The sequence below is a fragment of the Aggregatibacter actinomycetemcomitans genome (assembly GCF_023518055.1).
GTDB classification, from domain to species: Bacteria; Pseudomonadota; Gammaproteobacteria; order Enterobacterales; family Pasteurellaceae; genus Aggregatibacter; species Aggregatibacter actinomycetemcomitans.
In genome coordinates this window covers 1,814,137-1,839,860 of sequence record NZ_CP085096.1, presented here as the reverse complement: position 1 = coordinate 1,839,860, position 25,724 = coordinate 1,814,137, and the positions used below count along the sequence as shown (strand labels likewise).

Genomic DNA, 25,724 nt, shown 5'->3' with positions numbered 1-25,724 from the left:
CTATGAATACAGAAATAATTAACGTTGAAAATGCTACTGTTCGCTTTAATAAAGCAATGGAAAATTATAGCGGCTTAAAAGACTACATTATAAAAATGCTAAAAGGAAAGTTAATGTTCCAAGAATTTTTATCATTAAATGATGTTTCTTTTAAAGTTAAAAAGGGTGAATCTTGGGGGTTGATTGGTACTAATGGCTCAGGAAAATCTACACTACTAAAACTTATCTGTGGAATTCTAAAACCATATAAAGGAAAACTTGAAGTTCATGGAAAGATTTCTCCTCTTATAGAGCTAGGAGCTGGATTTGATGGAGAATTAACGGCAAGAGAAAACATATATTTAAATGGGGCATTGTTAGGATATGATAAATCTTTAATGGATACTCATTTTGAAGAAATAATTGAATTTGCTGAATTAAACGAGTTTATTGATGTTCCTATTAAAAACTTTTCTTCGGGAATGTCTGCTAGATTAGGTTTTTCCATTGCTACAATAGTTAAACCTGAAATCCTTATCATTGACGAGGTGCTAGCTGTTGGTGATGCGGCATTTCAGGAAAAATGTAAAAAGAGAATGACCGAAATGTTAGAAAGTGGGACAACTTTATTATTTGTATCTCACTCTGTCGATCAGGTAAAAGAGCTTTGCCAAAAAGCTATATGGTTAGATAAAGGAAATGTCAAAGCTATTGGTGATGTTGAAGAAATTACAAATTTATACATGGGAAAAAATGCATGAAAGCCTCAATAATCATTCCACTCAAAAATGGTGGAGATATTTTTAAGCAAGTTTTATCTAGTGTTTTATTACAAAAATTAGACGCTCCATTTGAGGTTATTGTAATTGATTCTGGTTCTAAAGATGGTTCTGTTGAATATTTAAATAATATTATAAAAAACCATGATAATGTTAGATTATATCAAATTAAACCTTATGAATTTGGGCATGGAAAAACAAGAAATTATGGAGCAAGCTTATCCAAAGGTGAATTTTTAGTTTTCATCACTCAAGATGCCCTTCCTGCAAATGAATTTTGGCTAGAAGAAATGATTAAACCATTTTCCTTAGACGAAAACATTCAAGGAGTATTTGGTAAGCATCTGCCATATGAAGATTGTGATATATTTGAAAAAAACAATCTCTATACGCATTTTAATAATTTTGGTAAAGGAATTGTAGTTTATAAAATAGAAGATAAAGCACGCTATGACTCAGATGAAGGATATAGACATCTGCTTTGTTTCTATTCTGATAATTCTTCGGCAATGAGAAAATGTATTTGGGACAAGTATCCATATGATGATGTCGATTTTGCTGAAGATCAAATCTGGGCTAAACGAATAATCGAATTAGGATATTTTAAAGCATATAATGAAAATGCCATTGTATTTCACTCACATAATTATTCTTTTAAAGAAATGCTGATGAGATCTTTTGACGATCACAAAGGATTGTATAAGATTTATGGATATAAATCTGTTAAAAATATTTTTTATCTACCTATTTATATCATAAAACATACAATTAATGATATGAGATTTCTAAAAACAAAAAAATTATCTAAGAAAGAAAAATTGTATTGGTCATATTTTTCTCTAATAAAAAATACTGTTAAATATACAGGTGCATATTTTGGACCAAAAGGCACAAATAATAAATTAATTACTAAGTTATTCTCTCGTGAATTAATTCTAAGGAATAAATAATGAATAAAATTAAAAAGACATTTTCAGTCTTAAATGAGCATGGACTTTTTAGAGGTTCTTTAATTATCTTAAGAAAAATATTGAAGAAATCCCCAGATAATATTATTTTAGGTAAAACTGATATTTTAAAATTCTACAATTTTATTAATTATTCAGCAAACCCACCTAAATTAAAACAATCAATTAATATAAGCTCTCCTAAAATAATTTGGTTTATTCCTGATTTTGGGATAGGTTCTGGAGGGCACCTTAATATCTTTAGAATGATTTATAATTTAGAAAAATTAGATATTCATTCAGATATTACTGTATGTGGTTCTAGCCAGTGGGGAACAGAGGAAGTGATCAAAGACATACTATCGAAACATTTTTTTCCTTTGAATTCTAGAATTTTTATTCTAGAAGATGACTCTGATTTTGAACAATTAACAAGCTATGATATTGCTATGGCGACTTCTTGGCAAACAGCATATTATGTAAATAAATTTAATAATTGCTATAAGAAAGCATACTTTGTGCAAGATTACGAACCATATTTTACTGCCTTAGGAAGTGTTTATTCTTTTGCTGAAGAAACATATAAATTTGGATTTTTTGGAATTACCGCTGGAAACTGGTTATCTGAGAAACTTGAAAAAAAGTATTCGATGCCTTGTAAGCCATTTTCTTTTTCTTACGATAGAGAATTATACGGAATACATAAAAGAAATGAGCCGAGTAAAAAACATATTTTCTTCTATGCTAGACCACCGACAGAAAGGAGAGCTTTTGAACTAGGTTTGTTAGTTTTAGATAAGGTAACAAAGAAAAGACCTGATATTAGTATTATTTTTGCAGGATGGGATGTTTCTAGTTATGAAATCCCATTTCATCATTTAAATGCAGGTATTGTGAAACTAGATGAGTTATCTAACTTATACTCTCAATGTGACGCAGCTCTTGTTTTATCTTTTACTAATTTATCTTTACTTCCTCTAGAATTACTAGCGAGTGGTTGCCCTGTCGTGATGAACAAAGGGAATAATAATGATTGGATTGATATAGATAAAAAATTATTTATCTATTCTAATAATATAGATGAACTAGCCAATACATTAATTGATGTTGTAGATAAAAAAATAAATGTAGATTTTGATTATGTAAATCAGTTTTTGTCTAGCACATCTTGGGAAAATGAAGCAAGAAAAGTTAAATCAATTATTCATTCTATTCTAAATGAGGAAACTGATGATAATCGGAAATGGAATGCTTGCTAAAGCATTTGAGAGTTTTCATAAGCGTACTTATAATTATATTATTTTTGCCAGTGGTGTATCTAATTCTAATGAAACGTCTTTTGAAAATTTTAATAGAGAAAAAGAACTTTTATTAGAAGTATTGGAGCAGTATAAAGATAAAACAATTGTTTATTTTAGTAGCTGTAGCATTTATGATTCTAGTTTAACTAATTCATTATACGTTTATCATAAAATGTGTATGGAAAGATTGGTTCGAGAAAATTCTAAAAACTATTTAATTGCTAGGCTTCCTCAGGTTATAGGAAAAACTTATTCTCCTACAATAGTCAATTTTTTATTTAATAAAATAAAGAATAGAGAATGTTTTTCTATTTTTGGTAAAGCACATAGAAATTTTATAGATGTAGATGATGTTGTAAAAGTTACTAATTACCTGCTTAAGGAAGGGCTGTTTATTAATTCTATTGTTAATTTAGCATCTACACATCATACGTCAATGTATGAACTTATTCTTTATCTTGAAAAAATTTCTAACCAAAGAGCTTTTTATAATGTGGAAAATAAAGGAAGTAGATATTTTATAGATGTTTCTATATTACAGGATGTTTATCAAAAATTAGGTATCAAATTTGATAAAGACTATGTTGAAAAGGTAATTAATAAATATTATGCTATTAAATAAATTTTATTCTAAATTATTTATTTTATTTTATTTTATTTTGACTTTTATTATTGGCGTTATTATAACGCCTCCATATCAGTCACCAGATGAGTTTTATCACTTTCAGAGAGGTTATGCTATATCAAATGGCCAAATAATACCCTCATCTACAGAAAAATTAGATAAAGCTATGATGAAGATGTTATCGATATATGAGGGAATCCCTTATCGAAGTGAAAATAAAGTAACTCATTTTTTAGAAAATGAAGCACAAAATGTAGCTTGGGAGAAGGAATATATTCTTGATGAATCTGCAAATACCAATGTCTATTTCCCTTTGATTTATTTACCTCAGGCATTGGGGAGTTTTCTAGGAAGCACATTAGATTTATCACTATATAATATGTACTATCTAGCCAAGATTTTTACTTTATTAGTATCGATAGCTATTTTATATTTTGCTAGTGTTCAATATAGATTAAGTATTCCTGTATTATTAATCCTTTCTTTACCCATGACAATGTTTCAGATGGGGTCAACAAATCCAGATAGTATTATATTTTCTCTGTCAGTGTTTATTGGTTCCTTACTAGCCAGAGGATTAGATTCAAACTATAATTTTACTCATAAGGATTTCTGTAAATTACTATTTTCTATATTTTTATGTGTGACAGTTAAATTTAATATGCTCGTATTGTTACTACTACCATTCTTTATTTCAAAAAGAAGAGAAATTAGACATGGTTCTATGTATTCTATTTTTATAATCATTCTATCAATTTTGTGGATAGTTTTGGCTATGAAATTAACTGAGGCTCAATCTCACTTCAAAGAAGGCGCATTACATAATTTCTCTTATTATATTTTTCATATGGATGACTTATTTGAAATTTTTAAAAATACTTTAAATCTTACTTATTTAAAATCTTTGCTGAGAATGTTTTTAGGCGTTCTTGGATGGGTTGATACGAAATTTACTATAAATGAGTATCTATTTTTCGGTTCTACTTCATTATTGGCTTATATTTTTCTATTCATTCACAACTTGTATAAACTAAAATATGTTATAGTAAGTGTTCTTTTAGTAGGAGTTGTATTTTTATTTACCCATTTTATTCTCTTGATTACTTATAATGAAATTGGCACAACACAAATAGTAGGAGTTCAAGGACGCTATTTTATTCCGATCATGCTTATTATTTTTTCTTCTTTTATTTTAAAAAAATCAGAAAAGACCAGTAATAATAAAACTATTTCTAAATATTTTATAATTGTACCTTTCTTGTTCTTATTTATATCTAGTTTTATTACAATTAACACTCTTGTTTCTAGATACTATATGGGATAGTTATGAAAATCTGGCAGCTAGTTAAATTTTTTTCTGTAGGCGGTATATCAGCTTTAGTTGATATAGGATGCTTATATTTATTTAGTAAGATTTTGCTATGGAATAATGAGTTATCTATTTCATTAGCATTTATATTAGGATTGGTATTTAACTATTTTTCACATACATACTTCACTTTCCAAGAAAAAGCAAATGTTGGAAATCTAGTAAAATATCTTATTCTTTTTTTATTAAATTATATTAATACAATCGTATTAATGTATCTTCTAATAGAGCTTTTACATATTGACATCATTGTAGCAAAAGTAATTACACTTCCAATTATTGCAGTTACTACTTTTGTTATTTCTAAAGTCTGGGTTTATAAATAGGCGTTTAAATGAAAATATTGTTGATAATACCTTGTTATAATGAATCTGAGTCTATAATTTCATTATTAGATGAACTAAAAGATTATCCTGAATATGATTATATTGTTATTAATGACTGTTCTAAGGATAATACATCGAAAATTGTAAGAAATTATGGAGCTAACGTTATTGATCTTCCTATAAATTTAGGTTTATCTGGTGGTGTTCAAACTGGAATGATGTACGCAACTAAAAATGATTATGATATTTGTATACAGATTGATGGTGATGGACAACATATGCCATCAGAAATCTATAAACTAGTTGACAAAATTAAAGATGGTGTTGATATTGCAATTAGTTCAAGATTTTTAGAATCTAAAGATAGCTATTCTCAAACGTTTCTAAGAGCCTTAGGTGCAAAACATATTCAATTTTGCATTAAACTTTTCTCAGGGCTTACTCTTACAGATCCAACTAGCGGAATGAGAGCATTTACTAAAAATGTATTTCAACAGATGGCTTATGCAACTAATGAAAGACCTGAACCAGATACAATGCTATATTTTGCTCGATTGGGTTATAGGATAGAAGAAGTTCAAGTAACAATGAGGGAGCGCTTTGCTGGAGAATCTTATTTAACGCCTATTAAAGCAGCTAAGTATATGATTGAAAATACAGTATCATTTTTGTTTGTCGTATTTAAAACTTTAGGAAAAAGAGGTAAAAAGTAATGACTGCTACTTTACAAGTTTTGCTAGTTATATTTAGTGTTTTATTATTGATTTTAATTATTCGTGATGTCAGCCGCTCAAAAATTATTTTCTCAGATTTTAGTTATTGGCTTCTTTTCTCTATATTTCTAATATTAATTGCTATTTTCCCAAAAATAACAGAATGGCTCGCATTGTTAATGGGTATTAAAACCGTTGCATTCTCAGTTTTTTTAATGGTTGTTACTATGTTGATTATGTTAACATTGAGTTTATCTTTTAGAATATCTATTTTGAATCGCCGTTTTATACAATTAACTCAGAACTTAGCATTGTTAGAAAATGAGAATGCTAGACGATTAGATAAATTAGAAAAAAATTTAAAAATCATTAATGCCTAAATTTAGTTATTCTGTCATCGTATGCACCCTCAACGGTGCATCTTTTATATCTGCACAGTTAAAAAGTATTTTGACTCAATCAATTTTGCCACAAAAAATTATTGTGTCTGATGATGGTTCAACTGATGGCACATTGGATGTTGTTCAACAGACTTTTTTAGAAGCAAATTTTACTGATTATGAAATTGTTCAAGGTCCGAAAAAAGGTGTGATTGCTAATTTTTTATCGGCATTGGCTTATAGTTCAGCAGACTTTACTTTTTTAGCCGATCAAGATGATATTTGGCATCATAAAAAAGCTGTAACATTTTCAAAAATGGCACAAACACAATCGCCTGATGTACCAACACTCACTTTCAGCGATGCACGTTTGATTGATGAATATAATCAAGAAATTACATCGAGTTTTTTTGTTTATCAAGCTTTAACAGCAGATTGTTTGGTAGATGACTCTATTTTGTATAAAAATTGTGTGCAAGGCGCAGCTTGTATGATTAATCGTGCATTGCGAAACTTAGCATTGGATTCCTTACCTTATATTAATTTATCTGAACTTTATATGCACGATTGGTGGCTGGCGTTGTTGGCACGTTATTACGGCAACACGCAATTTATTGATTTACCTTTGTTAGATTATCGTCAACATAGCCGCAATCAAGTAGGCGTGTTTAATTATAAATGGCGTTTATTTCGTTTCCATGCTTATTGGAAAAACTTTCAGCAAGCTATTCGGCAAGTAAAAATGTTTGAACAATTTGTCAAACAATATGGAAAGCCACATAACTTGCTAATTCGTTCAAAACGACAATACCTTTCAGTGCCAAAATTAAAGCGAGTTTTATTATTGCTATTCGCAAAATAAGGAAGAAAAATGACCGCTCTTTCATTTGTGTTGTGTGTGCCTACCTACAACGCAGACCAGCAATGGCAAGATTGGATTGCAACCTATCAGCAACAAACCAGAAAAGCCGATGAGGTGATTGTGGTAGATTCTTCTTCCTCCGACCAAACGGTAAAATGGGCGGAGGAGGCGGGTTTTTCTGTACATAGTATTTCGCAAATGGAATTTAATCATGGTGGCACGCGCAATCAAGCTGTTAAATTTGCTAAAAGTTTTGCAGATATTGTTGTGTTTATGACACAAGATGCGATTTTAGCTTCGCCTGATTCATTGGCAAATTTATTAGCGCCTTTTGCGGATCCTGAGGTAACGACGGTGTATGGTAAACAGTTGCCACACGCTAATTCCACGCCTGTTGCCGCTCACGCACGCTATTTTAATTACCCGGCGCAATCGAAATTAAAATCAAAAGCAGATATTCCCTCTTTAGGCATTAAAACGGCTTTTATGTCGAACTCTTTTGCGGCGTATCGTCGCTCGGTGTTTGAAGAACTTGGGGGCTTTCCTGATAATACAATTTTAGCGGAAGATATGTACTTAACCGCCAAAATGGTGTTAGCAGGCTATAAAGTTGCCTATTGTGCGGAAGCAACGGTATTTCATAGCCACAACTATACCTTAAGCCAGGAATTACAACGCTATTTTGACACAGGCGTGTTTCAGCAAGAACAAGGGTGGATTCAGCAAACCTTTGGAAAAATGGCTTCAGAAGGAAAGAAGTTTGTGCTTTCTGAACTCAAATTTCTTGTAAAAAATGCACCGCACTTGTTACCCAAAGCCTTGCTATCAACCTTTGCCAAATGGATTGGCTTTCAACTGGGGTATCATTATCAAAAATTGCCTTATGCGTGGTGTAAGGCATTAAGTATGCACAAAGGATATTGGAAAGATGAGAAAAACAGAAGGCTCCGCGCCCCTCATCAATAAGATCAGTTTGATTTTCACCGATATGATTTCGTATGTTTTTGCGATTGCGGTGGGCTACTGGCTTTCACCTTTAGATGATTTTTCTCGCGATATTTTGGAACTGAAAGGTTCTATCTATCGGGCGGGTTCCTTTTTCTTGGCGATGTTAGCAAGCATTGGGATTTTGTGGGTATTTTATCGTCATTACACTTACCGTAAGCCATTTTGGGACGAATTGAAAGACACCTATTTTTCACTCTTTGTGATTGCCTTTGTTAATTTGGCGCTATTGGTGTTTGCCAAAGTACCCGATCCTATGGAAACGTGGATTTATGTCTATGGCGTGCTTTTTCTCTGTTTTCCTCTTTTTCGGATCATTTGCAAAAAAGTCCTCAAATTTAACTGTTTGTGGGATATGCCAAGCGTGATCATCGGCACGGGGCGCAATGCTTTTCGTGCATACAAGGCGATTCAAGCTGAGTCTAACCTTGGTTATAAAGTGCAAACCTTTGTTTCTCAACAAGAAAGTTGTGTGCTGGCAAAACACCTAGATTTTATATCTGAGCAGGAATTTTTAAAACATTTGCACCGTTATGAAAAAGTATTTATTGCCTTAGAACACGATCAGGCAGATTTATTGGCATATTGGGTGAAAAAACTCTCGGCGCTGAATTTTCGCAATGTATCTATTATTCCGTCGTTGCAAGGCATCCCACTTTATGGGGCGGAAATTTCGCATTTCTTTAGCTCTGAAACCATTGTGCTGCGGATCCCCAATAAGCTCGCTAAGCGCTCAACCCGTTTGATGAAACGTACTTTTGATATTGTGGTTTCCAGCCTATTGTTGATTCTGCTTGCCCCGCTTTTCTTGGTGCTATTTTTGATGATTCGTAAAGATGGTGGAAAAGCAGTGTATAGCCAAGTTCGTGTCGGGCGAAATCGTAAAGTCTTCAAATGCTATAAACTCCGTACGATGGTGGTTAATTCTCAACAAGTGCTGCGTGAATTATTGGCGAAAGATGAGGAAGCCCGCGAGCAGTGGAATAAAGAGTTTAAACTCAAGAATGACCCTAGAATCACGCCAATCGGCAAAATTTTGCGTAAAACCAGCCTTGATGAGCTGCCGCAGTTATGGAACGTCTTTAAAGGTGAAATGAGCCTTGTTGGCCCTCGCCCTGTAACGAGGCAAGAGTTGAAATACTATGGCGATGACTTAATTTACTACGAAATGGTTCGCCCTGGGCTTTCAGGCTTATGGCAAGTGAGCGGGCGTAATGACATTGGCTACGCCACCCGCGTATATTTAGATGCATGGTATGTGAAAAACTGGTCGTTGTGGAATGATATTGTGATCTTGGCAAAAACCGTCAACATTGTGTTGAGAAGAAAAGGGGCATATTAGCCCAAGCAGCTGATTGATTTTCTCTGATAAAATGCAAAACATACTAAGCTCAAACTTAGTGCGTTTTTTTATTTACTCACTGCTACATTCTTAAAGGCGAGTATTTTTCTCACTTTGATATGTTGACGATGTAGCTCATTGGTTCCGTATTTTTCAAGCGTTGCAACCAAACTATAACAGAAGAATGGGCATCGTGTTGTGTGACTTCACGAATGCCTCAATGCTCTTCTAAAATAAGTTTGATGATGTGATGTTTGAATTTGATTGAATAATGTTTACCCATAAAAAGCTGCACCTTAACTGGTTAGGTGTGGTATCCAATTTTTGGGTGGCAGATCATCAATGTCGGTATGTTAAAAATTGGTCTTTGTGGAATGATTTTGCCATTTTATGCTGAACCTTAAAAACTGTATTAGTTCGAAATGGGACTTATTAAAAGCTTGTTCATTGGATAAGCGTATCAAAAAAGCAGAATAAACTTCTGTTTTTTTGTTTGTTGCAAGTATAATGTTGCCCCAACACAAAGCAAAGGAACAAAACATGAAAATCATGTCGTTTAACATAAACGGATTAAGAGCCAGACCACATCAATTAGAAGAAATTATTAATAAATATCAACCGGATGTGCTGGGATTACAGGAAATCAAAGTGTCGGATGAGGTCTTTCCGTATGATTTGGTGGATCATCTTGGCTACCACGTCAATCATTTCGGGCAAAAGGGGCATTACGGCGTTGCGTTATTGAGTAAGCAGGTGCCATTGTCGGTGAGAAAAGGGTTTCCGACAGATGATGAGGAAGCGCAAAAGCGGATCATCATGATTGATTTAGAGACGAAATTCGGTCAACTGACTGTTATTAATGGCTATTTCCCGCAGGGGGAAAGCCGTGAACACCCGACTAAATTCCCGGCGAAACAAAAATTTTATGCAGATTTACAGCGTTATTTGGAGCAAGATCATAACGCGCAAAACCCGGTCATTATCATGGGCGATATGAATATCAGTCCTTCCGATTTAGACATTGGTATCGGCGAGGAAAATCGTAAACGTTGGTTGCGGACCGGCAAATGCTCTTTCCTGCCGGAAGAACGCGAATGGTATCAGCGTTTATATGCGTACGGCTTGGAAGATACCTTCCGCCACATGAATCCGACGGTTAATGATAAATTCTCCTGGTTTGATTATCGTTCCAAAGGGTTTGATGATAATCGCGGTTTGCGTATTGACCACATTTTGGCAAATAAAGCCTTGGTGGCACATTGTGTGGATACCGGTATTGCCTTGGATATTCGCGCCATGAATAAGCCTTCTGATCACGCACCGATTTGGGCGGAGTTTAAATAATGCCGTTGAAAAATCCCGAACAGAATTGGCAAAATTACCGCACATTAATTAACGGTAAAATCGCCAGTTGCACGGTTAATTTGGATATTTTTGAGGCATTTTCTCCACAAAAATACAATAAAGTCGTGCAGGTTTCTCTACCTTATGAGCCTGATGAAAATGCTATGCCGACCTTGGATGAACATCATCGTGTTATCACGGAATTGTTCAAAATTCTGATTCAGGTTTCGGCACTATCCGATGTGCTTTATGCCGGGCATATCATTGGTGACGGGCATTTGCAGTTGCATTTTTATTGCGATAAACCGACCGCACTTTTTGATGTGCTTGACCAATTCAAGGAACATATTGATCATACGGGCGTGCAGGATGATCCGAATTGGGACACTTATTTTGACTTTTTGCTGCCGTCGCCATTGGAAATGAAGCTTAACGTTACGGAAGAAATTCTCGATATGTTATTGCAAAACGGCAGAAATTTGGCGGATAACTATCTCATCGAACATACCTTTCAATTTGCCGATGAACAGCTGATGTATCAATTCATGGAAGAAACCAATCTCAGTGACATTTATTTCAACACCATGAGTTACAGCAATGCACCTATTATCTTTTCTGCTTCTGACGAGGAAGACAAAGAAAGTTTTTATATCGTTAAAATTGAACAGGAAATGTCTTTGGATACGGATGAAATTTTTGCTTATGTTGAACAGTTTGAGCGTTTGGCGGAAAAATTTTCCGGTGAATATGTGGGCTGGGAGAGTGACACGATTAATCAGGTGAAAGCGAATTAATCCTTTTATAACAATAAGTAATCTATGCAATTTCTCATTACCGGCGGTGCCGGTTTTATCGGTTCGGCCTTGATTCGGTGGCTGATTCAACATACTGAGCACGACATCATTAATGTTGACAAGCTTACCTACGCCGGTAATTTATGTGCTTTGTACAGCGTAGAAACCCATCCGCGTTATCATTTTGAACAGACGGATATTTGCGATGGACAAATGATGGCGCATATATTGTCGCAATATCGTCCTGATGCCGTCATCCATTTGGCAGCCGAAAGCCATGTGGATCGGTCGATTGACGCACCTGCCGCGTTTATGCAAACCAATATTATCGGCACTTACACTTTGTTGGAAGCTGCCCGTAATTATTACGAGAAATTGACTGCCGAAAAAAAGCGGAATTTCGTTTTTTACATATTTCTACCGATGAAGTGTATGGCGATGTGGCGGAAAATCACGCCTTATCCAAGGAAGATGCTGCGTATGCGCCAAGTAGTCCGTATTCCGCTTCAAAAGCCTCTGCCGATCATTTGGCTCACGCTTGGCACCGCACTTATGGCTTGCCGATAATAATCACTAATTGCGCCAATAATTACGGCCCTTATCAATATCCTGAAAAGCTGATTCCGTTTATGATCTCCAATGCATTGAATGGCAACGGGCAGCAGATTCGTGATTTGCTTTATGTGGAAGACCATGTTCGCGCCTTGTATTTGGTGCTTATGAAAGGCAATGTAGGCGAAAGCTACAATATCAGCAGCCATTGCGAAAAAACAAATTTGGCTGTGATTTGTGCCATTTGTGAGCTCTTGGAAGAATTGGCGCCCAATAAACCGATGGGCGTAAAATATTATGCTGATTTAATTGTTCATGTCACCGATCGTCCCGGCCACGATCGCCGCTACGCCCTTGATGCCACAAAAATTCAACAAGAATTAAGCTGGCAGCCACAAGAAAATTTCTTCTCCGGAATACGAAAAACCGTGCAATGGTACATAGATAACCGGAATTGCTCAGATAAAGTGCGGTCGTAAAAACGTGTTCTGAAATTAACAAACTAATAACAAAGTGATTTCCCTTATTTTCAGTACTATTTTTGTTCAAACCAACGTCTAAAAAACGTTGGTTTTTTTCACCGCACTTTTTGAGCGGAGCATTAGTTTTTATTCACAAAGTACGCCCAAAAAACAGCTGTTTATTCAGGTTGTTTCGGTATGCTTTCCATGTTGATTACTTGAACGTGACATAAGGAATTAGGATCGATTTTGTATAGATAAAAGTTACCATTAGTCGCGTGAATGCTTTTAGCTAAAATAAAGGTATCGCTATATTTTGCTAAAACGTAATAGGCTCTACCTTCAATTTCCAAGGAATCAAACACTGTTTTGAAGTGGGGGCGGCTGTAGCCGACAATGAAGGCACAGATTACAAAATAGCAATAAGTGGACAACATCACATAGCTTTTATTTCGATACAGAAACGTAATTGTGGTATTGAGCGAGATTGTGTTTATGTGTTTCCGAATGTAATGCTTAAACAGCAGGGTAACAATAAACGTTATGATGATGTAAGTGAGTATAAAAAGATAACTTATTTTCCCAACAGTCAAAATGTAACCAATAACGCCGGGGATAAGGAAAACGGTACATAAAATATAGGTTCTTAGCAGACTAAGGCAAGCATCTGTCATGTAAGGCTGGGTTTTCTTCAGTCCGAATAAACCGATTAAATAGGTGCTGAGAAGAATAATGCTAACCCAGATCACATAGCCGAAACTACGAGCTACATTGCCCGTGCCTACATCTACATACCACCATGGAAAGCCGTAAAAATAAGATTGTCCCCAACCATAGGCATAAGCAGTGGACCAGCCTAAAACAACTAAAAATGCCATAGAAATGGAAGATGAAATAAGTTTACTTAAGGTTTTAAACATAAATATCTTAATTTGTATCTATTGTTGTTAAAATCAAATGAGAAGCATTTTATTTAAAATTCGCTTAAATTCAAGTTTAAAAAGAACTGTTTGTGTAAAAATTACCCTATTGTTAGTGTGGATTTGTTAAGATGAATAGTATAAGTAAAATAAACTTACTATCGTGCCGGCCGGCTGAAAGAGGTTGTATAGCAGTGTAAAATGAAGTCAGAAAGCACAGCCCTTGTTCTGGTTTCGGTACTGTGCCTAAAAGCCTATAAGTGCGGTGAATTTTTGTGTTATTTTTTCGGCACTTCTTCCTGACAATACGGGCATTCCATTAAATGCTGTTCGCCGTTATGCACGATAAAATGCCCCATTTTTTTTGCTTTGGTGTCCAAATAGGCGGTGTTATAGCGATTCTCACCCACATTTAACGGCACCCGCGCAACTACGTTGATTCCTGCCTGTTTCATAGTTTCGATTTTGTCCGGATTATTGGTGAGCAGACGAATTTGTTTTACGCCCAATAAATCAAAAATATCCGCACATACGCCAAAATTGCGTTCATCGGCGGCAAAGCCTAAAGCCAGGTTGGCTTCAATGGTGTCCATGCCCTGATCTTGTAGGGAATACGCGCGGATTTTGTTAATTAAGCCGATGCCTCTGCCTTCTTCGCGGTGGTAAATTAATACGCCGCGCCCTTCCTGTTGAATTTGACGTAACGCCGCCGCCAGTTGGAAACCGCAGTCGCATTTTAGGCTGTGTAATGCGTCGCCGGTTAAGCATTCGGAATGAATACGCGCTAATACCGGTTCGTCCGAATTGCGGATGTCGCCTAAAACCAACGCAACGTGTTCTTTTTTGGTGTCGGGAAATTCAAAGCCCACGATTTTAAACAGACCGAATTCTGTCGGTAAATTCGCTTGGGCAACTAATTCAATTTTTGTCATAACTTGTCCTTAATTAGTCCTTATTCTTTTTCTCTCGTCGAATTCTGATGATAAAATGGCAGTCCGATTCTTATTTATGGTTATGAATATGTTAAAAAGATTGTCATTATATACGCTATTGCTTTGTCTTGTCCCTGTTTTTGTCTGGTTGTCTGCATGGCAGTGGAGCGGAAATCTGGTTTTTGAGGATTACGAACATCCTTTATATTGGCTAACGGAAACCGGCAGTGTGCCTTATGCCATTATCACTTGCGGCGTTTTTGCGCTGCTCTTTTTACCATTATTTTCTAATCGTAAACAATGGATTTTAGCTGTTGCTGTAATGGCTTTTTCGATGGTGGTGACACAGGGATTAAAATCCGGTTTAAAAAATGTATTTGCCGAACCGCGCCCTTTCGTTACTTACATCGCCGAACAAACCGGCACAGGCACCGACGCTTTTTATGCGCAAGATCGTAAAGCGCGGGCGCAAATCGTTGACCGATTCTATCAAACCCAGTCTTCGGTGCCTGAATGGATTAAAGGACATTATGCCGATGAAGTGGGCTATTCTTTTCCTTCCGGACACACCATTTTCGCCGCCAGCTGGCTGATGTTAACCGTGGGCTTTGTGCAATTACTCGGCAACAGAAAAGGGAACGCGAAATTATTACTTGGCTTTATGAGCATTTGGGCGCTATTGATGTTGGTCAGTCGCCTGCGTTTCGGTATGCATTATCCGATAGATTTATTGATTTCCGTTTTAATGGCGTGGCTGGTGCATTGGGTGATGTTCGCATTTTTAGCCAAAAAGCGGTATTTCCAAAAAGCGGAATAAGTTTGCCAAAAGTGCGGTCGTTTTTTTAGGTATTTTAACAGGAGAAACAGATGTTATACGGATTGGATATTGGCGGAACCAAAATTGAGTTGGCGGTGTTTAACTCGCAGTTGGAGAAGCAATATCGCGAACGGGTGGAAACGCCGAAAACCAGCTATGAAGATTGGCTGAATACTATTGCCGATTTGGTGAAAAAAGCCGACGAAAAATTCGGCGGTAAAGGTTCCGTCGGCTTAGGCATTCCGGGCTTTGTGAATCAAACCACCGGCATTGCGGAAATCACTAATATCCGCGTGGCGGATAACAAACCCATTTTGTGCGACTTATCCGCTATTTTAGAACGCGAAGTACGCGCCGAAAACGATGCTAACTGCTTTGCCTTGTCGGAAGCCTGGGATGCGGAAAACGCCGAATATCCTTCCGTATTAGGTCTAATTTTAGGCACCGGATTTGGCGGCGGTTTTGTGTTAAACGGCAAGATTCATTCCGGGCAAACCGGCATGGCGGGCGAATTAGGGCATTTGCAATTGAACTACCATGCGTTGAAATTACTCGGCTGGGACAAGGCACCGATTTACGACTGCGGTTGCGGCAATAAAGCCTGTTTGGACACCTATTTATCCGGTCGCGGTTTTGAAATGTTATACCGCGATTTAAAAGGCGAATCCTTATCGGCCAAAGAAATTATTCAACGTTTCTACGCCAGCGATAAAAGTGCGGTGGATTTTGTCGGCGTTTTTGTGGAGCTTGCCGCGATTTCCATCGGCAATATCATTACCGCCTTTGACCCGCATTTGATCGTACTCGGCGGCGGATTGTCCAATTTCGATTATTTATACGGCGCCTTACCGAAAGCTTTACCGCCGCATTTAATGCGCAGCGCCAAAGTGCCGGTGATTAAAAAAGCCAAATATGGCGACTCCGGCGGCGTGCGTGGCGCCGCGGCGTTGTTTTTATCCCGTTAATGTTTAACGCAATAAAAAAGGCTGAATCCTTGTTCAGCCTTTATTTTTGCCTGAAATTATGGTTTTAGCAAATTATCAAAGGTGTCCACTTCCAATCTGCCTTGTTCTACCCGAATGCCTTTAGCGGCTTGTTTAATCATCATATCCCGTGGATTTTTTTCGTCTAGGGTATAAACCGGCGTGTTGCTCAGATAGGTGGCGATATTGTTGGTGAGTAACGGCACCAGACTTTGAATTTGCCCCATGTATTGTTCAGGCGAGCCGGACCAGCGTAGTACGCGAATATCCTTCAAATAAATCGCACCTTTTGGCGCATCATAATAAGGCACAGTGTCGAAGGTGAGATTCAATTTGGCGGAAAACTGATCGGTAGGCAGTTTGAATAAGCCGTCGATAATGCCGCTCAATTCCAAGCGTTTTCCCGCGGATTGTCCGATTCTGGCACTGAAATCGTGCAGACTGTAATCCACGCTGGCAAGACCGGGGATGCCATAATTATTTTTATAATTATTGTGCCGAGCCAGCAATTGGTTGATTTCATTTTCGCCGATGGCAAGGGCAAATACGGATGTTGATAATGTTGAGGTCAGCAAAAGTGCACAAAGTAATGTCACAAATTTTGGTTTTAACCAAGCAAACATAGGTATTCTCCTAATCGTAAGGTTTAAAAAAAATAAAAAAACGGTTAAACTAGACCGCACTTTTATCAATTCAAGGAGCTTATTTTCATGCAGAAATATATCACCAGGGTGGTCTTATGCTCATCAATTTTACTGTTATCGGCGTGTGGTTCGTTATCTGAAATGAAAACCGCCGGTACGTCGGGTTCCGTCACTGAGGTGATGCAGGCAAATGCCGATGTGAAAGCGTTACTGCAAAAAGCGGAAACCTTGCCGACATTTGAATATGTCGACAACAATACGCAATATACAGCTTACTTAAATGGACAACCGGAATTGATTAAAGTTAGCAACGGTAGTGACAATAAATTATTTTTCTATAAAGGCGGGAAAGTTTCCGTCGTGCAGGAAAATGGCAAAGTTCACAACATTGACGCGGCAAACCAAGCACAAAAAGCCTTAGTCGCCGAAGCCATGAAACTGTACAAAATGTTGGGTTCAAACAATGCGGATAAAGGCGTGGTTAACGTGAAAACCGGTAACGATGCTAAATTAAATTACCTTTGTATTGCAAAAATTCAACAGGTGGCACAAACTTCACGCGTATTTCGTAGTTCTGCTAACCACGCTAACAGCAATTCCCGCTTAACTGCTGATGTGCGTTTAAACGGTAATCGGTTCCATAAAATGGATTGCCGGTTGGCCGGCAACCGGGTTGCAAAATTAAGTTTAATTAAGAAATAACCGGCAGGATTGCACAAAAAGTGCGGTTAATTTTGACCGCACTTTTCTTTTATAGGGATTCTATTATGTCAGACTCAGTGACGTTTTCTTTTGCGCAATATGTTCAGCGGCTCTTAGCAGAACATAAAGGGGAGCGGGTCTATTATTTTACCTACGGGAACAAAAATTATTGGCTGAAACAACCGGAACAATTGAAAGGCGTGTGGCATTTGCTAAAACCGCATCCGCAGCAGGCATTTCAAAACGAGCTCCGGAGTTTGCAGTATCTTGCACAACGAAAAGCACCGGTGCCGAAATTAGTCGCTTTCGGTAAAGATTATCTGGTGCTGGAAGATGGTGGCAAAAGCGTAGCAAATTGGGTTGACGATAATATCCCAACGCAAACCAAACAACAGATTCTGCTGGATTGTGCTAAAGCCTTGGCGCAGTTACATCAACAGGGATTGGTGCATGGGCGCCCGGCGATTCGGGATATTTTATGGCATGACGGCAGGGTGTTATTTATTGACTTTGAAGTGGACGCAACAAAACGGAACTTACCTCGTCAGAAAGTGCGTGATTTGATTTTGTTTATTTATAATTTATGTCGTGAGGAAAATATTTCCGATGAAACTGTCCGCACGGTTATGCGCGGTTATGAACAGGATTGTGAACCTCAAGAGTGGCAGGATATGATGTCTTCCGTATGCCATTATCGTTTTTTGTATTATTTATTATTGCCGTTTAAATATATTGCTAAAAAAGATTTAATCGGGGTGTATCGTTTATTTAGAAATGTGGAAAAAGTGAAAAGAGGCGAAGTATGAAAAAAATTATCCTGGCAGTATTTATTCTATTTAGCCTGGCAGCGTGTTCCGTAGGTGTCGGTGCAAGTGGCGGTTCCAATGGCGTTGGTGTAGGGTTCGGTGTTGGCACCGGTGTACGTTTATAAAAAAATGCCTGATAAATTTCATTATCAGGCATTTTTTCAATCTTAATATAAGGCGTTAACCCGCTGCATAAATCCGGTTTAATTCATGCTGTGTGAGTTGCATCGGAAAGTGCGGTAATTTTTTTCCTCGTTTTTATTGTTCTTCCTTTTATTGTTCTTCCTTTTATTGTTCTTCCGGAAGATAACGAATCAGCCCTTCCTGCTGCGTGGTGGCAATTAGTCTGCTGTCAGCGGAGAAGAACTGACCGCGCGCCAAACCACGGGCGGCGTAGGCGTTGTTGCTTTCAATGGCGTATAGCAGCCAGTCGTTCATATCGAAAGGACGATGGAACCAAATTGAATGGTCGATGGTGGCGACTTTCATGCCTTTTTGTAAAAAGCCTTTTTCGTGCGGATGAAGTGCAGTCAAAATGCAGTGAAAATCCGAAAAATAGGCGAGCAGGTATTGTTGAATGCGATAATCCGTCGGCGCTTTTCCGTTGGTACGCACCCAAGAAAATTGCTGTGGCGGCAGTTTGCGCCCGTGGAACGGGTTATTCAGGTATTTGGTGCGAATATCAAAGGGGCGTTCCGCCGTAAATTTATCGCGCACCGCTTCCGGAATCATTTGCGCCATTTGCTGGATCACCGAGCTTTCCGACATGAGTGCATCGGGGGCCTCCACTTTTGGCATCTCACTTTGATGCTCAAAGCCTTGCTCCAAGGTTTGGAAAGAGGCGGTGATGTGGTAAATCGGTGATTTGTGCTGAATGGCTTTGACGCGCATAGCGGTGAAATTTCTGCCTTCGCGTAGAATTTCCACATCATAAATGATCGGATATTGGCTGTCGCCCGGGGCTAAAAAATACGCATGGCAAGAATGTAAAAAGCGATCTGTCGGCGCCACCTGAATGGCGGCAGAAAGGGCTTGCGCCACGACTTGTCCGCCGAAAACCTGACGGAAGCCTAAATCCTGACTTTCGCCGCGAAAGAGTAAATCGTCGATTTTTTCCAGTTTTAACAGGTCGATAAGTTGATGAAGTGCGGTCATTATTTTCCTCGTTTGTTTAAAGTTCGGGCACTTTCCCTTTCATACGGAGATAACATTTGCAATTCGGCGGGGCTTATTGCATAATGCAAACCCTTAATCGCCAGTGTGAAATGAAATCTTGCGGTTAATTCAATGGAAACCTTTTCGGTCCCTCGCAATGAAGTCTGGTTTACCAGGTCAGGTTCGGAAGAAAGCAGCCAGAGTCAGAATTTTCGTGTGCCGAGATCAAGCCGGGAAGGTTTCCACCTTTCCAGCCTTCCCAATTAAATGCGTTGTGTCAATTGCTTGAAAAAGCCATTTTCTTTACTGATTAAATCCAGATAAGCACCTTGTTCAATTAATTGATTGTTATCAATCATGACCAACTGATCAAATTGTTCAATAGCGGTTAAGCGGTGCGTCACCATAATTAATGTTTTTCCACGGCTGTGTGCCAAAATTGCCCGCAGAATGTGGCGTTCCGTTTCACGATCCAAACCTTCCGTTGGCTCATCTAACAGTAAAATCGGTGCGTCATTTAATAGCACCCGAGCCAAGCCCAAACGGCGTTGTTCACCGCCGGATAACGGACGACCGCCGTCACCGAACCATAAATCCAAGCCTTGTTCCTGATTCACGAGTTTTTCCAAGCCCACTTGTTGTAGCACGGCAAGCATTTTTTCATCGCTCAACGGAGCATGATTGGCAAGTTGCAGGTTATTGCGCAATGTGTCGCTGAACACGTGCACCCGTTGGGTCAAGAAGCAAAATTGTTGGCGCAGGGCAGTTTCGCTATACGTTTGAATCGGTTTGCCTGCCAGCAGAATTTCACCTTGGTTGGCATCATAGTTACGAACTAATAATTGCAACAACGTGGATTTTCCGCTACCGGTTTTGCCTAAAATGGCAACTTTTTCGCCGGCTTGAATGTTGAGGGTTAAATCCACCAGCGCCGGATTAGTGCGTTGCGGGTAAGTAAAATGCAGATTTGTCATTTGCAATAACGGCTGTTGTTCATCGGGTTCCACTTCTTGCGTACCGGAAAAATCCAATAACGGCTGTTGTTCAATAATGTCCGTTACCCGCTCGGCAGAGGTAACCACTTGCCCGATGTGTAAAAATGCTGCGCCGATAGGCATCAGGATTTCAAACGAGGCAAGGGCGGCAAAGGCAAATAAGCCGATAAACGCCATGCGGTATTCATCGTTGCCTAAATCCGCTTGGGCGGCAAACCACAAGGTGACACATAACAGCAAACCGTTGGCGAACAATAAAAGTGCGGTGGAAAATCCCGATAAATTGGCTTCCCGTTGTTGGTAAGCCTGCCATTGTTGTTCCGTTTGGTTCAGTTTTTCTTTGACCTTGTCCTCGCCGTTAAACAGCAATAATTCCGCTTGCGCCTGAATAAATTCGATAAATTGCGTGCGGTAAAGGGCGCGGGATTGGGTAAGTTTGGCGCCGAATTTGTTACCCAAATGGTAAAAAATCGTCGGGATAACCAGCAAGAGCGCCAGTAATGTGAAACCGATAAACAGCGCGAGCGGGGCATTAATAAAACTCAAGCCAAAGGTAATGAACGCAATCACCACTATGGCGCTGATAAAGGGCGCAATGAGGCGAAGATATAGGCTGTCGAGGGTGTCCACATCGGCAACCAAGCGGTTTAATAAATCGCTGTTACGATAACGGTTGAGCAGCGCAGGGCTTAACGGAATGATTTTGTCAAACACCTGCACACGCAGTTTTGCCAATACGCGGAAGGTGGCGTCATGGGTGACCACTTTTTCAAGGTAGCGCGCCACGGTACGCCCGATTGCCAAACCGCGTACGCTGGCGGATGGGTAGAAAAAGTTAAATAGCGAGCCGAAACCGGCGATGGCGGTGGCGGCAAGAAACCAGCCGGAAAGGGTGAGCAACCCGATACTGGACGCCAGCCCTAAAATCATCAGCAAGCCGCCTAAAATTAACGGCAGTTTGGCGAATTTAAATAAACGAAGAAAAGGCAATAATGCGCGCATTAGTGAATATCCTGTTGTCGTTGTGCCAATAATTCGGCGAAGAAACCTTGGTGTTGTAGTTGGTCAAAATGCCCTTGTTGAATAATTTGCCCATGGCGCATGACCAAAATATTTTCGCATTGTTTCAGATCTTCAATACGGTGAGTGATCATTACCGTGGTTTGCTGTTGACTAATTTGTTGCAATGCCTGCAACACCTGATTTTCCGATTGGGCATCCAGGCTGGCGGTAGGTTCGTCCAACAACAGCAAATCACCTTTGTGCAGCAGTGCACGTGCCACTGCCAAACGTTGCGCCTGCCCCACGGAAACACCGATGCCGCCTTCTTTAATTTCTGCTTCCAGACCAAGCCGATCGGTAAACTCTTTTGCTTGTGCCAAGCGCAAGGCATGATCAATTTCCTGTTCGTCGGCTTGAATATCACCCAGCAATAAATTTTCTTTAATGGTGCCTTGTAGCAGCAGCGGGTTTTGCCCTACCCAGGCAATATGTTTACGCCATTGCATTAAATCCAAATCGCGCAATTCTTGTCCGTTAATTTTCAGGCTGCCTTGATACGGCAGAAAACCTAACATGGCGTTGATGAGCGAAGTTTTGCCGGCACCGCTTTGCCCGACGATGGCAATATGGCTGTGTGGTGGAATAGAAAAATTCAGGACTTCCGTCAGCGGTTTACCTTGCGGCGATAAGACCACCAGATTTTCACCTGAAATTTCTACCGCACTTTTTCCTTCAAATGCCGCTTTTTTATCGCCTTGGGCAGTTAAATAATCGGCTTCCAGAAAATCCACAATGGCATCTGCCGCCCCGATACCTGCGGCGCGGTCGTGATAATAGGTGCCGAGATCGCGTAATGGTTGATAAAATTCCGGTGCGAGAATCAAGCAGAAGAAACCGATAAACAGGGTGATTGGCGTGCCGTAAGTACCGAATTCGATTTGCCCTAAATAACTAAAACCGAAATATACCGCCATTAATGCTATAGAGATGGAGGTGAAAAATTCCAGCACGGCAGAGGAGAGGAACGCCATTTTCAGCACGTCCATAGTAGTTTCACGGAAGTCTTCCGTGCTTTCTTCAATGTAGCGGGTTTGTTCCAAAGTGCGGTCAAATAAACGTAAGGTTTCCAAGCCACGCAACCGATCTAAAAATTGCCCGCTTAAACGGGCGAGGGTGTCCATGTTCTTTTGGCTGCTGTCTGCTGCTGCTTTGCCCACTAAAATCATGAAAATCGGGATCAGCGGTGCGGTGCCTATTAAAATCAAACCTGCCGCCCAATTCAGTGGGAAAACCGCAATTAGAATAATGATCGGTACAATGGCGGAAAGCGCTTGTTGCGGCAAATAACGGGCGTAGAAATTGTGCAGGTTTTCTACCTGTTCCAACATGATCGTCGCCCAGCTACCCGCCGGTTTGTTGTTAATGGTGGCAGGACCGACCTGATGAATTTTATCCAGAATTTGCCGGCGAATACTATTTCGTAATAATTGACCGCACTTAAAGCCGATTTTTTCCCGTAACCATAAAATCAGAGCGCGCAATGCAAATCCCACAATCAAGCCGATAAAATAAGGTATAAGACCACTAATTGCTTTATTAACAATAATGATTTTATACAGCAATGACGCCAGTAAATAGGTTTGCGCCACGAGAATGACGGAGGAAAGGGAAGCAAGGAGGATGTTAAGGTTTAAATATTCTTTAATTGGCTTTTGCTGCGTGCGTAACCATTGTTGCAAATACTTTTGACGGGATTTGTCCATAAGTTGCGGTTTTTTACAAAAGATAGAAAAAACATAAGGCGGGCTTTAAAGCCCACCGTGTTGTAACATCATGATTTTATTGACGGAACACAACGCCCGTTTGATTTATTTTTGCGCGTCTAAATAACGCTCGGCATCCAATGCTGCCATACAACCGGTGCCGGCAGAGGTAATTGCCTGGCGATAATTGTGATCCATCACATCACCGGCGGCGAAGACACCCTCCACGGAAGTGGCGGTGGCATTACCTTCTAAGCCTGATTTCACCACGATATAGCCGTTGTTTAATTCAAGCTGACCTTGGAAAATTTCCGTGTTCGGCGCATGACCGATGGCGACGAATACGCCGTCTAACATGACGTCCTCGGTGGCATCGGACTGCACGTCTTTTAATCGTACTCCGGTCACGCCCATGTTATCACCTAATACTTCGTCTAAAGTGCGGTGGGTATGTAGAATGATTTTGCCTTCTTCTACTTTTTTGTATAGGCGATCAATAAGGATTTTTTCCGCGCGGAAGCTGTCGCGACGGTGAATCAAATGCACTTCGCTGGCAATATTGGCTAAATACAAAGCTTCTTCGACCGCCGTATTGCCACCGCCGATCACTGCAACAGGCTTATTGCGATAAAAGAATCCGTCACAGGTGGCACAGGCAGAAACGCCACGACCTTTGTAGCTTTCTTCGGTCGGTAATCCCAAATAGCGGGCGGAGGCACCGGTGGCGATAATTAACGCATCACAGCTAAAGGTTTGAGCATCACCGTATAATTTAAATGGGCGGGAGGAAAGATCAACACGGTTAATATGATCGAAGACAATTTCCGTCTCGAATTTTTCTGCGTGTTGTAGCATTCTTTGCATCAGTTCCGGACCGGTAGTTTCACCGAAATCGCCCGGCCAGTTTTCAATTTCATTGGTGGTAGTTAGTTGACCGCCTTGTTGTAAACCGGTTACTAATAACGGTTTCAAATTAGCGCGTGCCGCATAAATCGCAGCAGTATAGCCGGCAGGGCCGGAGCCTAAAATGAGTAATTGAGCGTGTTTAATTTCAGACATAAATAATCCTTTTTTAAAATAATAGTTGAAAGGGCAGGTACATTATAGAAGATTTCCCGTCAGTACAACAACGAATAGATCAATCGGCGGTATTTATTAGCCACGGGATCATTGTTACCGATAGCGGCTAAAATAGATAAAAATTCCTGTTTGATTTTACCTTCTTCCGCACTTAAATCCTGACGCAAAATCCTAAATAACAGATCCAGTGCTTCTTCATTGCGGTTGGCTTGATGTAATTGCAACGCCAGTTTTAAGGCAAGATCATTTGTCGTCCCTTGGGCAAATTCTTCTTGTAATTGCTGGATTTCCGGCGTGTCGGCGGCTTTAATCAATAATTCAATTTGCGCCTGCAAGCCCTGCCAGCGGCTGTCGCGATCCTGTAGCGGGATCTTATTTAAAATCTGTTGCGCAGGCTCGGTTTTCTTCATAGCGATATAGGTTTCCGCATAGAGCAGCGCAATTTCACTGTTTTTCTGGTCGGACAACTCCCAGGCATCTTTTAACAACGGCAATGCCTGTTCGTAATTTTCGACGGCGAGCAATTCCAACGCTTGATTAAACTTAATTTCTTCCTCTTTCGGTAAAATCGCATTCAAACGCTGTTGCAATGTGGCATTATCCAATGCCCCTTGAAACGCATCCAAGGCTTGCCCGTCTCTGAATAAATAGGTGGTCGGCAACGCCTGAACGTGGAATTGCGCCGCCACCATTTGTTCTTTTTCACAATCCACTTTGGCTAACACAAACTGCCCTTGGTATTGATTGGCGTAGTTTTCCAACGTTTTAACAAACGCCACGGAATCGGTATGGCTGGGTGCATAAAAGATAATGACTAACGGATAATTTTGGGAAAGCTGCAGAGTTTCATTAAGGTTATGTTCGTTGAGGTCACGAATATAGGGAAAGTCGGTCATGGTTGTCTCTTATTTTTTTAGTGAAATTAACGGGGCGCATTATAGCAAAGTGCGGTCGGTTTTTTTAGTGTTTTTCATTTGAACTTTTTTTAACAAAGGATACGCGTCAGGAGACGCGTGTCAGCATAATCATTCATATTTAGTCAAAAGTGCGGGTCATTTTCCCAATCATTTCTCGAGTCCAAAAAACACTTTCAATATCCACCGCACTTTTTTACATATCATACTATTAATAATCACTACGCTAGCA

Annotated in this window: 26 protein-coding genes, 1 other RNA gene and 1 pseudogene; 20 read left to right on the top strand and 8 right to left on the bottom strand. The window is 39.4% G+C overall.

Features of this window, described 5'->3' with window-relative positions:
• Positions 1-2: 2 nt before the first annotated feature.
• From LIN98_RS09125 to rfbB, 14 genes and pseudogenes are all read left to right on the top strand, one after another.
• Positions 3-740, top strand: a complete 738-nt coding sequence (locus tag LIN98_RS09125; RefSeq protein ID WP_025298484.1) for an ABC transporter ATP-binding protein — start codon at positions 3-5, stop codon at positions 738-740.
• A complete protein-coding gene (locus tag LIN98_RS09120) occupies positions 737-1,708 on the top strand; it encodes a glycosyltransferase family 2 protein (protein WP_005567304.1) in 972 nt (323 codons plus the stop codon). Before LIN98_RS09125 ends, LIN98_RS09120 begins: the two co-directional genes overlap by 4 nt.
• Positions 1,708-2,964, top strand: coding sequence for a rhamnosyltransferase WsaF family glycosyltransferase (locus tag LIN98_RS09115; RefSeq protein WP_005567306.1), 1,257 nt, complete (start codon positions 1,708-1,710; stop codon positions 2,962-2,964). The genes LIN98_RS09120 and LIN98_RS09115 overlap by 1 nt, the downstream gene beginning before the upstream one ends.
• Positions 2,954-3,628, top strand: a complete 675-nt coding sequence (locus tag LIN98_RS09110; protein WP_162199511.1) for an NAD-dependent epimerase/dehydratase family protein — start codon at positions 2,954-2,956, stop codon at positions 3,626-3,628. The genes LIN98_RS09115 and LIN98_RS09110 overlap by 11 nt, the downstream gene beginning before the upstream one ends.
• Positions 3,615-4,955 carry a DUF2142 domain-containing protein gene (locus LIN98_RS09105; protein ID WP_005567308.1) on the top strand — a complete coding sequence of 447 codons (1,341 nt, stop codon included), beginning with the start codon at positions 3,615-3,617 and terminating at the stop codon, positions 4,953-4,955. Before LIN98_RS09110 ends, LIN98_RS09105 begins: the two co-directional genes overlap by 14 nt.
• A 2-nt stretch (positions 4,956-4,957) precedes the next feature.
• The gene (locus LIN98_RS09100) at positions 4,958-5,326 is read left to right on the top strand and encodes a GtrA family protein (protein WP_014167903.1); all 369 of its coding nucleotides are present in this window, start codon (positions 4,958-4,960) and stop codon (positions 5,324-5,326) included.
• Between the two features lie 8 nt (positions 5,327-5,334).
• Entirely contained in the window at positions 5,335-6,039 is a 705-nt protein-coding gene (locus LIN98_RS09095) for a glycosyltransferase family 2 protein (protein WP_005567309.1), read from the top strand.
• The gene (locus LIN98_RS09090; RefSeq protein ID WP_005579031.1) at positions 6,039-6,419 is read left to right on the top strand and encodes a DUF2304 domain-containing protein; all 381 of its coding nucleotides are present in this window, start codon (positions 6,039-6,041) and stop codon (positions 6,417-6,419) included. Before LIN98_RS09095 ends, LIN98_RS09090 begins: the two co-directional genes overlap by 1 nt.
• On the top strand, positions 6,412-7,281 hold the full coding sequence (locus LIN98_RS09085; protein WP_005567311.1) for a glycosyltransferase family 2 protein: 870 nt from the start codon (positions 6,412-6,414) through the stop codon (positions 7,279-7,281). Before LIN98_RS09090 ends, LIN98_RS09085 begins: the two co-directional genes overlap by 8 nt.
• A gap of 9 nt (positions 7,282-7,290) precedes the next feature.
• Positions 7,291-8,247 (top strand): glycosyltransferase family 2 protein, encoded by a 957-nt coding sequence (locus LIN98_RS09080; RefSeq protein ID WP_005567312.1) that lies wholly within the window; start codon positions 7,291-7,293, stop codon positions 8,245-8,247.
• Entirely contained in the window at positions 8,210-9,628 is a 1,419-nt protein-coding gene (locus LIN98_RS09075; protein WP_005567315.1) for a sugar transferase, read from the top strand. The genes LIN98_RS09080 and LIN98_RS09075 overlap by 38 nt, the downstream gene beginning before the upstream one ends.
• Before the next feature lie 540 nt (positions 9,629-10,168).
• Complete coding sequence (gene xthA, locus LIN98_RS09070) at positions 10,169-10,972, top strand: exodeoxyribonuclease III (protein ID WP_025298481.1); 804 nt, start codon at positions 10,169-10,171, stop codon at positions 10,970-10,972.
• On the top strand, positions 10,972-11,766 hold the full coding sequence (locus tag LIN98_RS09065) for a TIGR01619 family protein (RefSeq protein WP_005567320.1): 795 nt from the start codon (positions 10,972-10,974) through the stop codon (positions 11,764-11,766). The genes xthA and LIN98_RS09065 overlap by 1 nt, the downstream gene beginning before the upstream one ends.
• 24 nt (positions 11,767-11,790) lie before the next feature.
• Positions 11,791-12,797 (top strand): annotated as a pseudogene (gene rfbB, locus LIN98_RS09060) (dTDP-glucose 4,6-dehydratase).
• 161 nt (positions 12,798-12,958) lie between these two features.
• Here rfbB and LIN98_RS09055 read toward each other — a convergent pair.
• Together LIN98_RS09055 and ribA are read right to left on the bottom strand one after the other, a co-directional pair.
• Positions 12,959-13,699: a hypothetical protein gene (locus LIN98_RS09055; protein ID WP_005547821.1), complete on the bottom strand. Its 741-nt coding sequence runs from the start codon at positions 13,697-13,699 to the stop codon at positions 12,959-12,961.
• Between the two features lie 278 nt (positions 13,700-13,977).
• A complete protein-coding gene (gene ribA / locus LIN98_RS09050) occupies positions 13,978-14,631 on the bottom strand; it encodes a GTP cyclohydrolase II (protein WP_005547819.1) in 654 nt (217 codons plus the stop codon).
• Between the two features lie 76 nt (positions 14,632-14,707).
• Between ribA and LIN98_RS09045 the strand changes: the two genes are divergently transcribed.
• Complete coding sequence (locus LIN98_RS09045) at positions 14,708-15,448, top strand: phosphatase PAP2 family protein (protein WP_005547817.1); 741 nt, start codon at positions 14,708-14,710, stop codon at positions 15,446-15,448.
• Positions 15,449-15,498: 50 nt separating this feature from the next.
• Positions 15,499-16,413 carry an N-acetylglucosamine kinase gene (gene nagK / locus LIN98_RS09040; RefSeq protein WP_005567326.1) on the top strand — a complete coding sequence of 305 codons (915 nt, stop codon included), beginning with the start codon at positions 15,499-15,501 and terminating at the stop codon, positions 16,411-16,413.
• 56 nt (positions 16,414-16,469) lie between these two features.
• On the opposite strand, the gene LIN98_RS09035 is transcribed toward nagK, so the two are convergent.
• Positions 16,470-17,054: a YceB family lipoprotein gene (locus LIN98_RS09035; RefSeq protein ID WP_249856111.1), complete on the bottom strand. Its 585-nt coding sequence runs from the start codon at positions 17,052-17,054 to the stop codon at positions 16,470-16,472.
• 87 nt (positions 17,055-17,141) lie between these two features.
• Between LIN98_RS09035 and LIN98_RS09030 the strand changes: the two genes are divergently transcribed.
• The 3 genes from LIN98_RS09030 to LIN98_RS10400 all read left to right on the top strand — a co-directional run bounded on the left by LIN98_RS09030 (position 17,142) and on the right by LIN98_RS10400 (position 18,708).
• Positions 17,142-17,777 (top strand): hypothetical protein, encoded by a 636-nt coding sequence (locus LIN98_RS09030; protein WP_014167898.1) that lies wholly within the window; start codon positions 17,142-17,144, stop codon positions 17,775-17,777.
• A 65-nt stretch (positions 17,778-17,842) separates the two neighbouring features.
• Positions 17,843-18,583 (top strand): lipopolysaccharide kinase InaA family protein, encoded by a 741-nt coding sequence (locus tag LIN98_RS09025; RefSeq protein WP_005567332.1) that lies wholly within the window; start codon positions 17,843-17,845, stop codon positions 18,581-18,583.
• Positions 18,580-18,708, top strand: a complete 129-nt coding sequence (locus LIN98_RS10400) for a lipoprotein (RefSeq protein WP_005542417.1) — start codon at positions 18,580-18,582, stop codon at positions 18,706-18,708. The genes LIN98_RS09025 and LIN98_RS10400 overlap by 4 nt, the downstream gene beginning before the upstream one ends.
• Positions 18,709-18,871: 163 nt before the next feature.
• On the opposite strand, the gene tesB is transcribed toward LIN98_RS10400, so the two are convergent.
• Positions 18,872-19,738, bottom strand: a complete 867-nt coding sequence (tesB, locus tag LIN98_RS09020; protein ID WP_005567333.1) for an acyl-CoA thioesterase II — start codon at positions 19,736-19,738, stop codon at positions 18,872-18,874.
• Between the two features lie 141 nt (positions 19,739-19,879).
• Here tesB and ffs point away from each other — a divergent pair.
• Positions 19,880-19,978: signal recognition particle sRNA small type (gene ffs, locus LIN98_RS09015), an RNA gene on the top strand.
• Between the two features lie 23 nt (positions 19,979-20,001).
• On the opposite strand, the gene cydC is transcribed toward ffs, so the two are convergent.
• From cydC to LIN98_RS08995, 4 genes are all read right to left on the bottom strand, one after another.
• Positions 20,002-21,735, bottom strand: coding sequence for a heme ABC transporter ATP-binding protein/permease CydC (gene cydC, locus LIN98_RS09010; RefSeq protein WP_005570330.1), 1,734 nt, complete (start codon positions 21,733-21,735; stop codon positions 20,002-20,004).
• Complete coding sequence (gene cydD / locus LIN98_RS09005) at positions 21,735-23,498, bottom strand: heme ABC transporter permease/ATP-binding protein CydD (protein ID WP_005590026.1); 1,764 nt, start codon at positions 23,496-23,498, stop codon at positions 21,735-21,737. The genes cydC and cydD overlap by 1 nt, the downstream gene beginning before the upstream one ends.
• A gap of 105 nt (positions 23,499-23,603) precedes the next feature.
• Complete coding sequence (gene trxB / locus LIN98_RS09000) at positions 23,604-24,557, bottom strand: thioredoxin-disulfide reductase (RefSeq protein ID WP_005548017.1); 954 nt, start codon at positions 24,555-24,557, stop codon at positions 23,604-23,606.
• A gap of 59 nt (positions 24,558-24,616) precedes the next feature.
• Positions 24,617-25,474 carry a co-chaperone YbbN gene (locus tag LIN98_RS08995; protein ID WP_005570334.1) on the bottom strand — a complete coding sequence of 286 codons (858 nt, stop codon included), beginning with the start codon at positions 25,472-25,474 and terminating at the stop codon, positions 24,617-24,619.
• Positions 25,475-25,724: the final 250 nt, after the last annotated feature.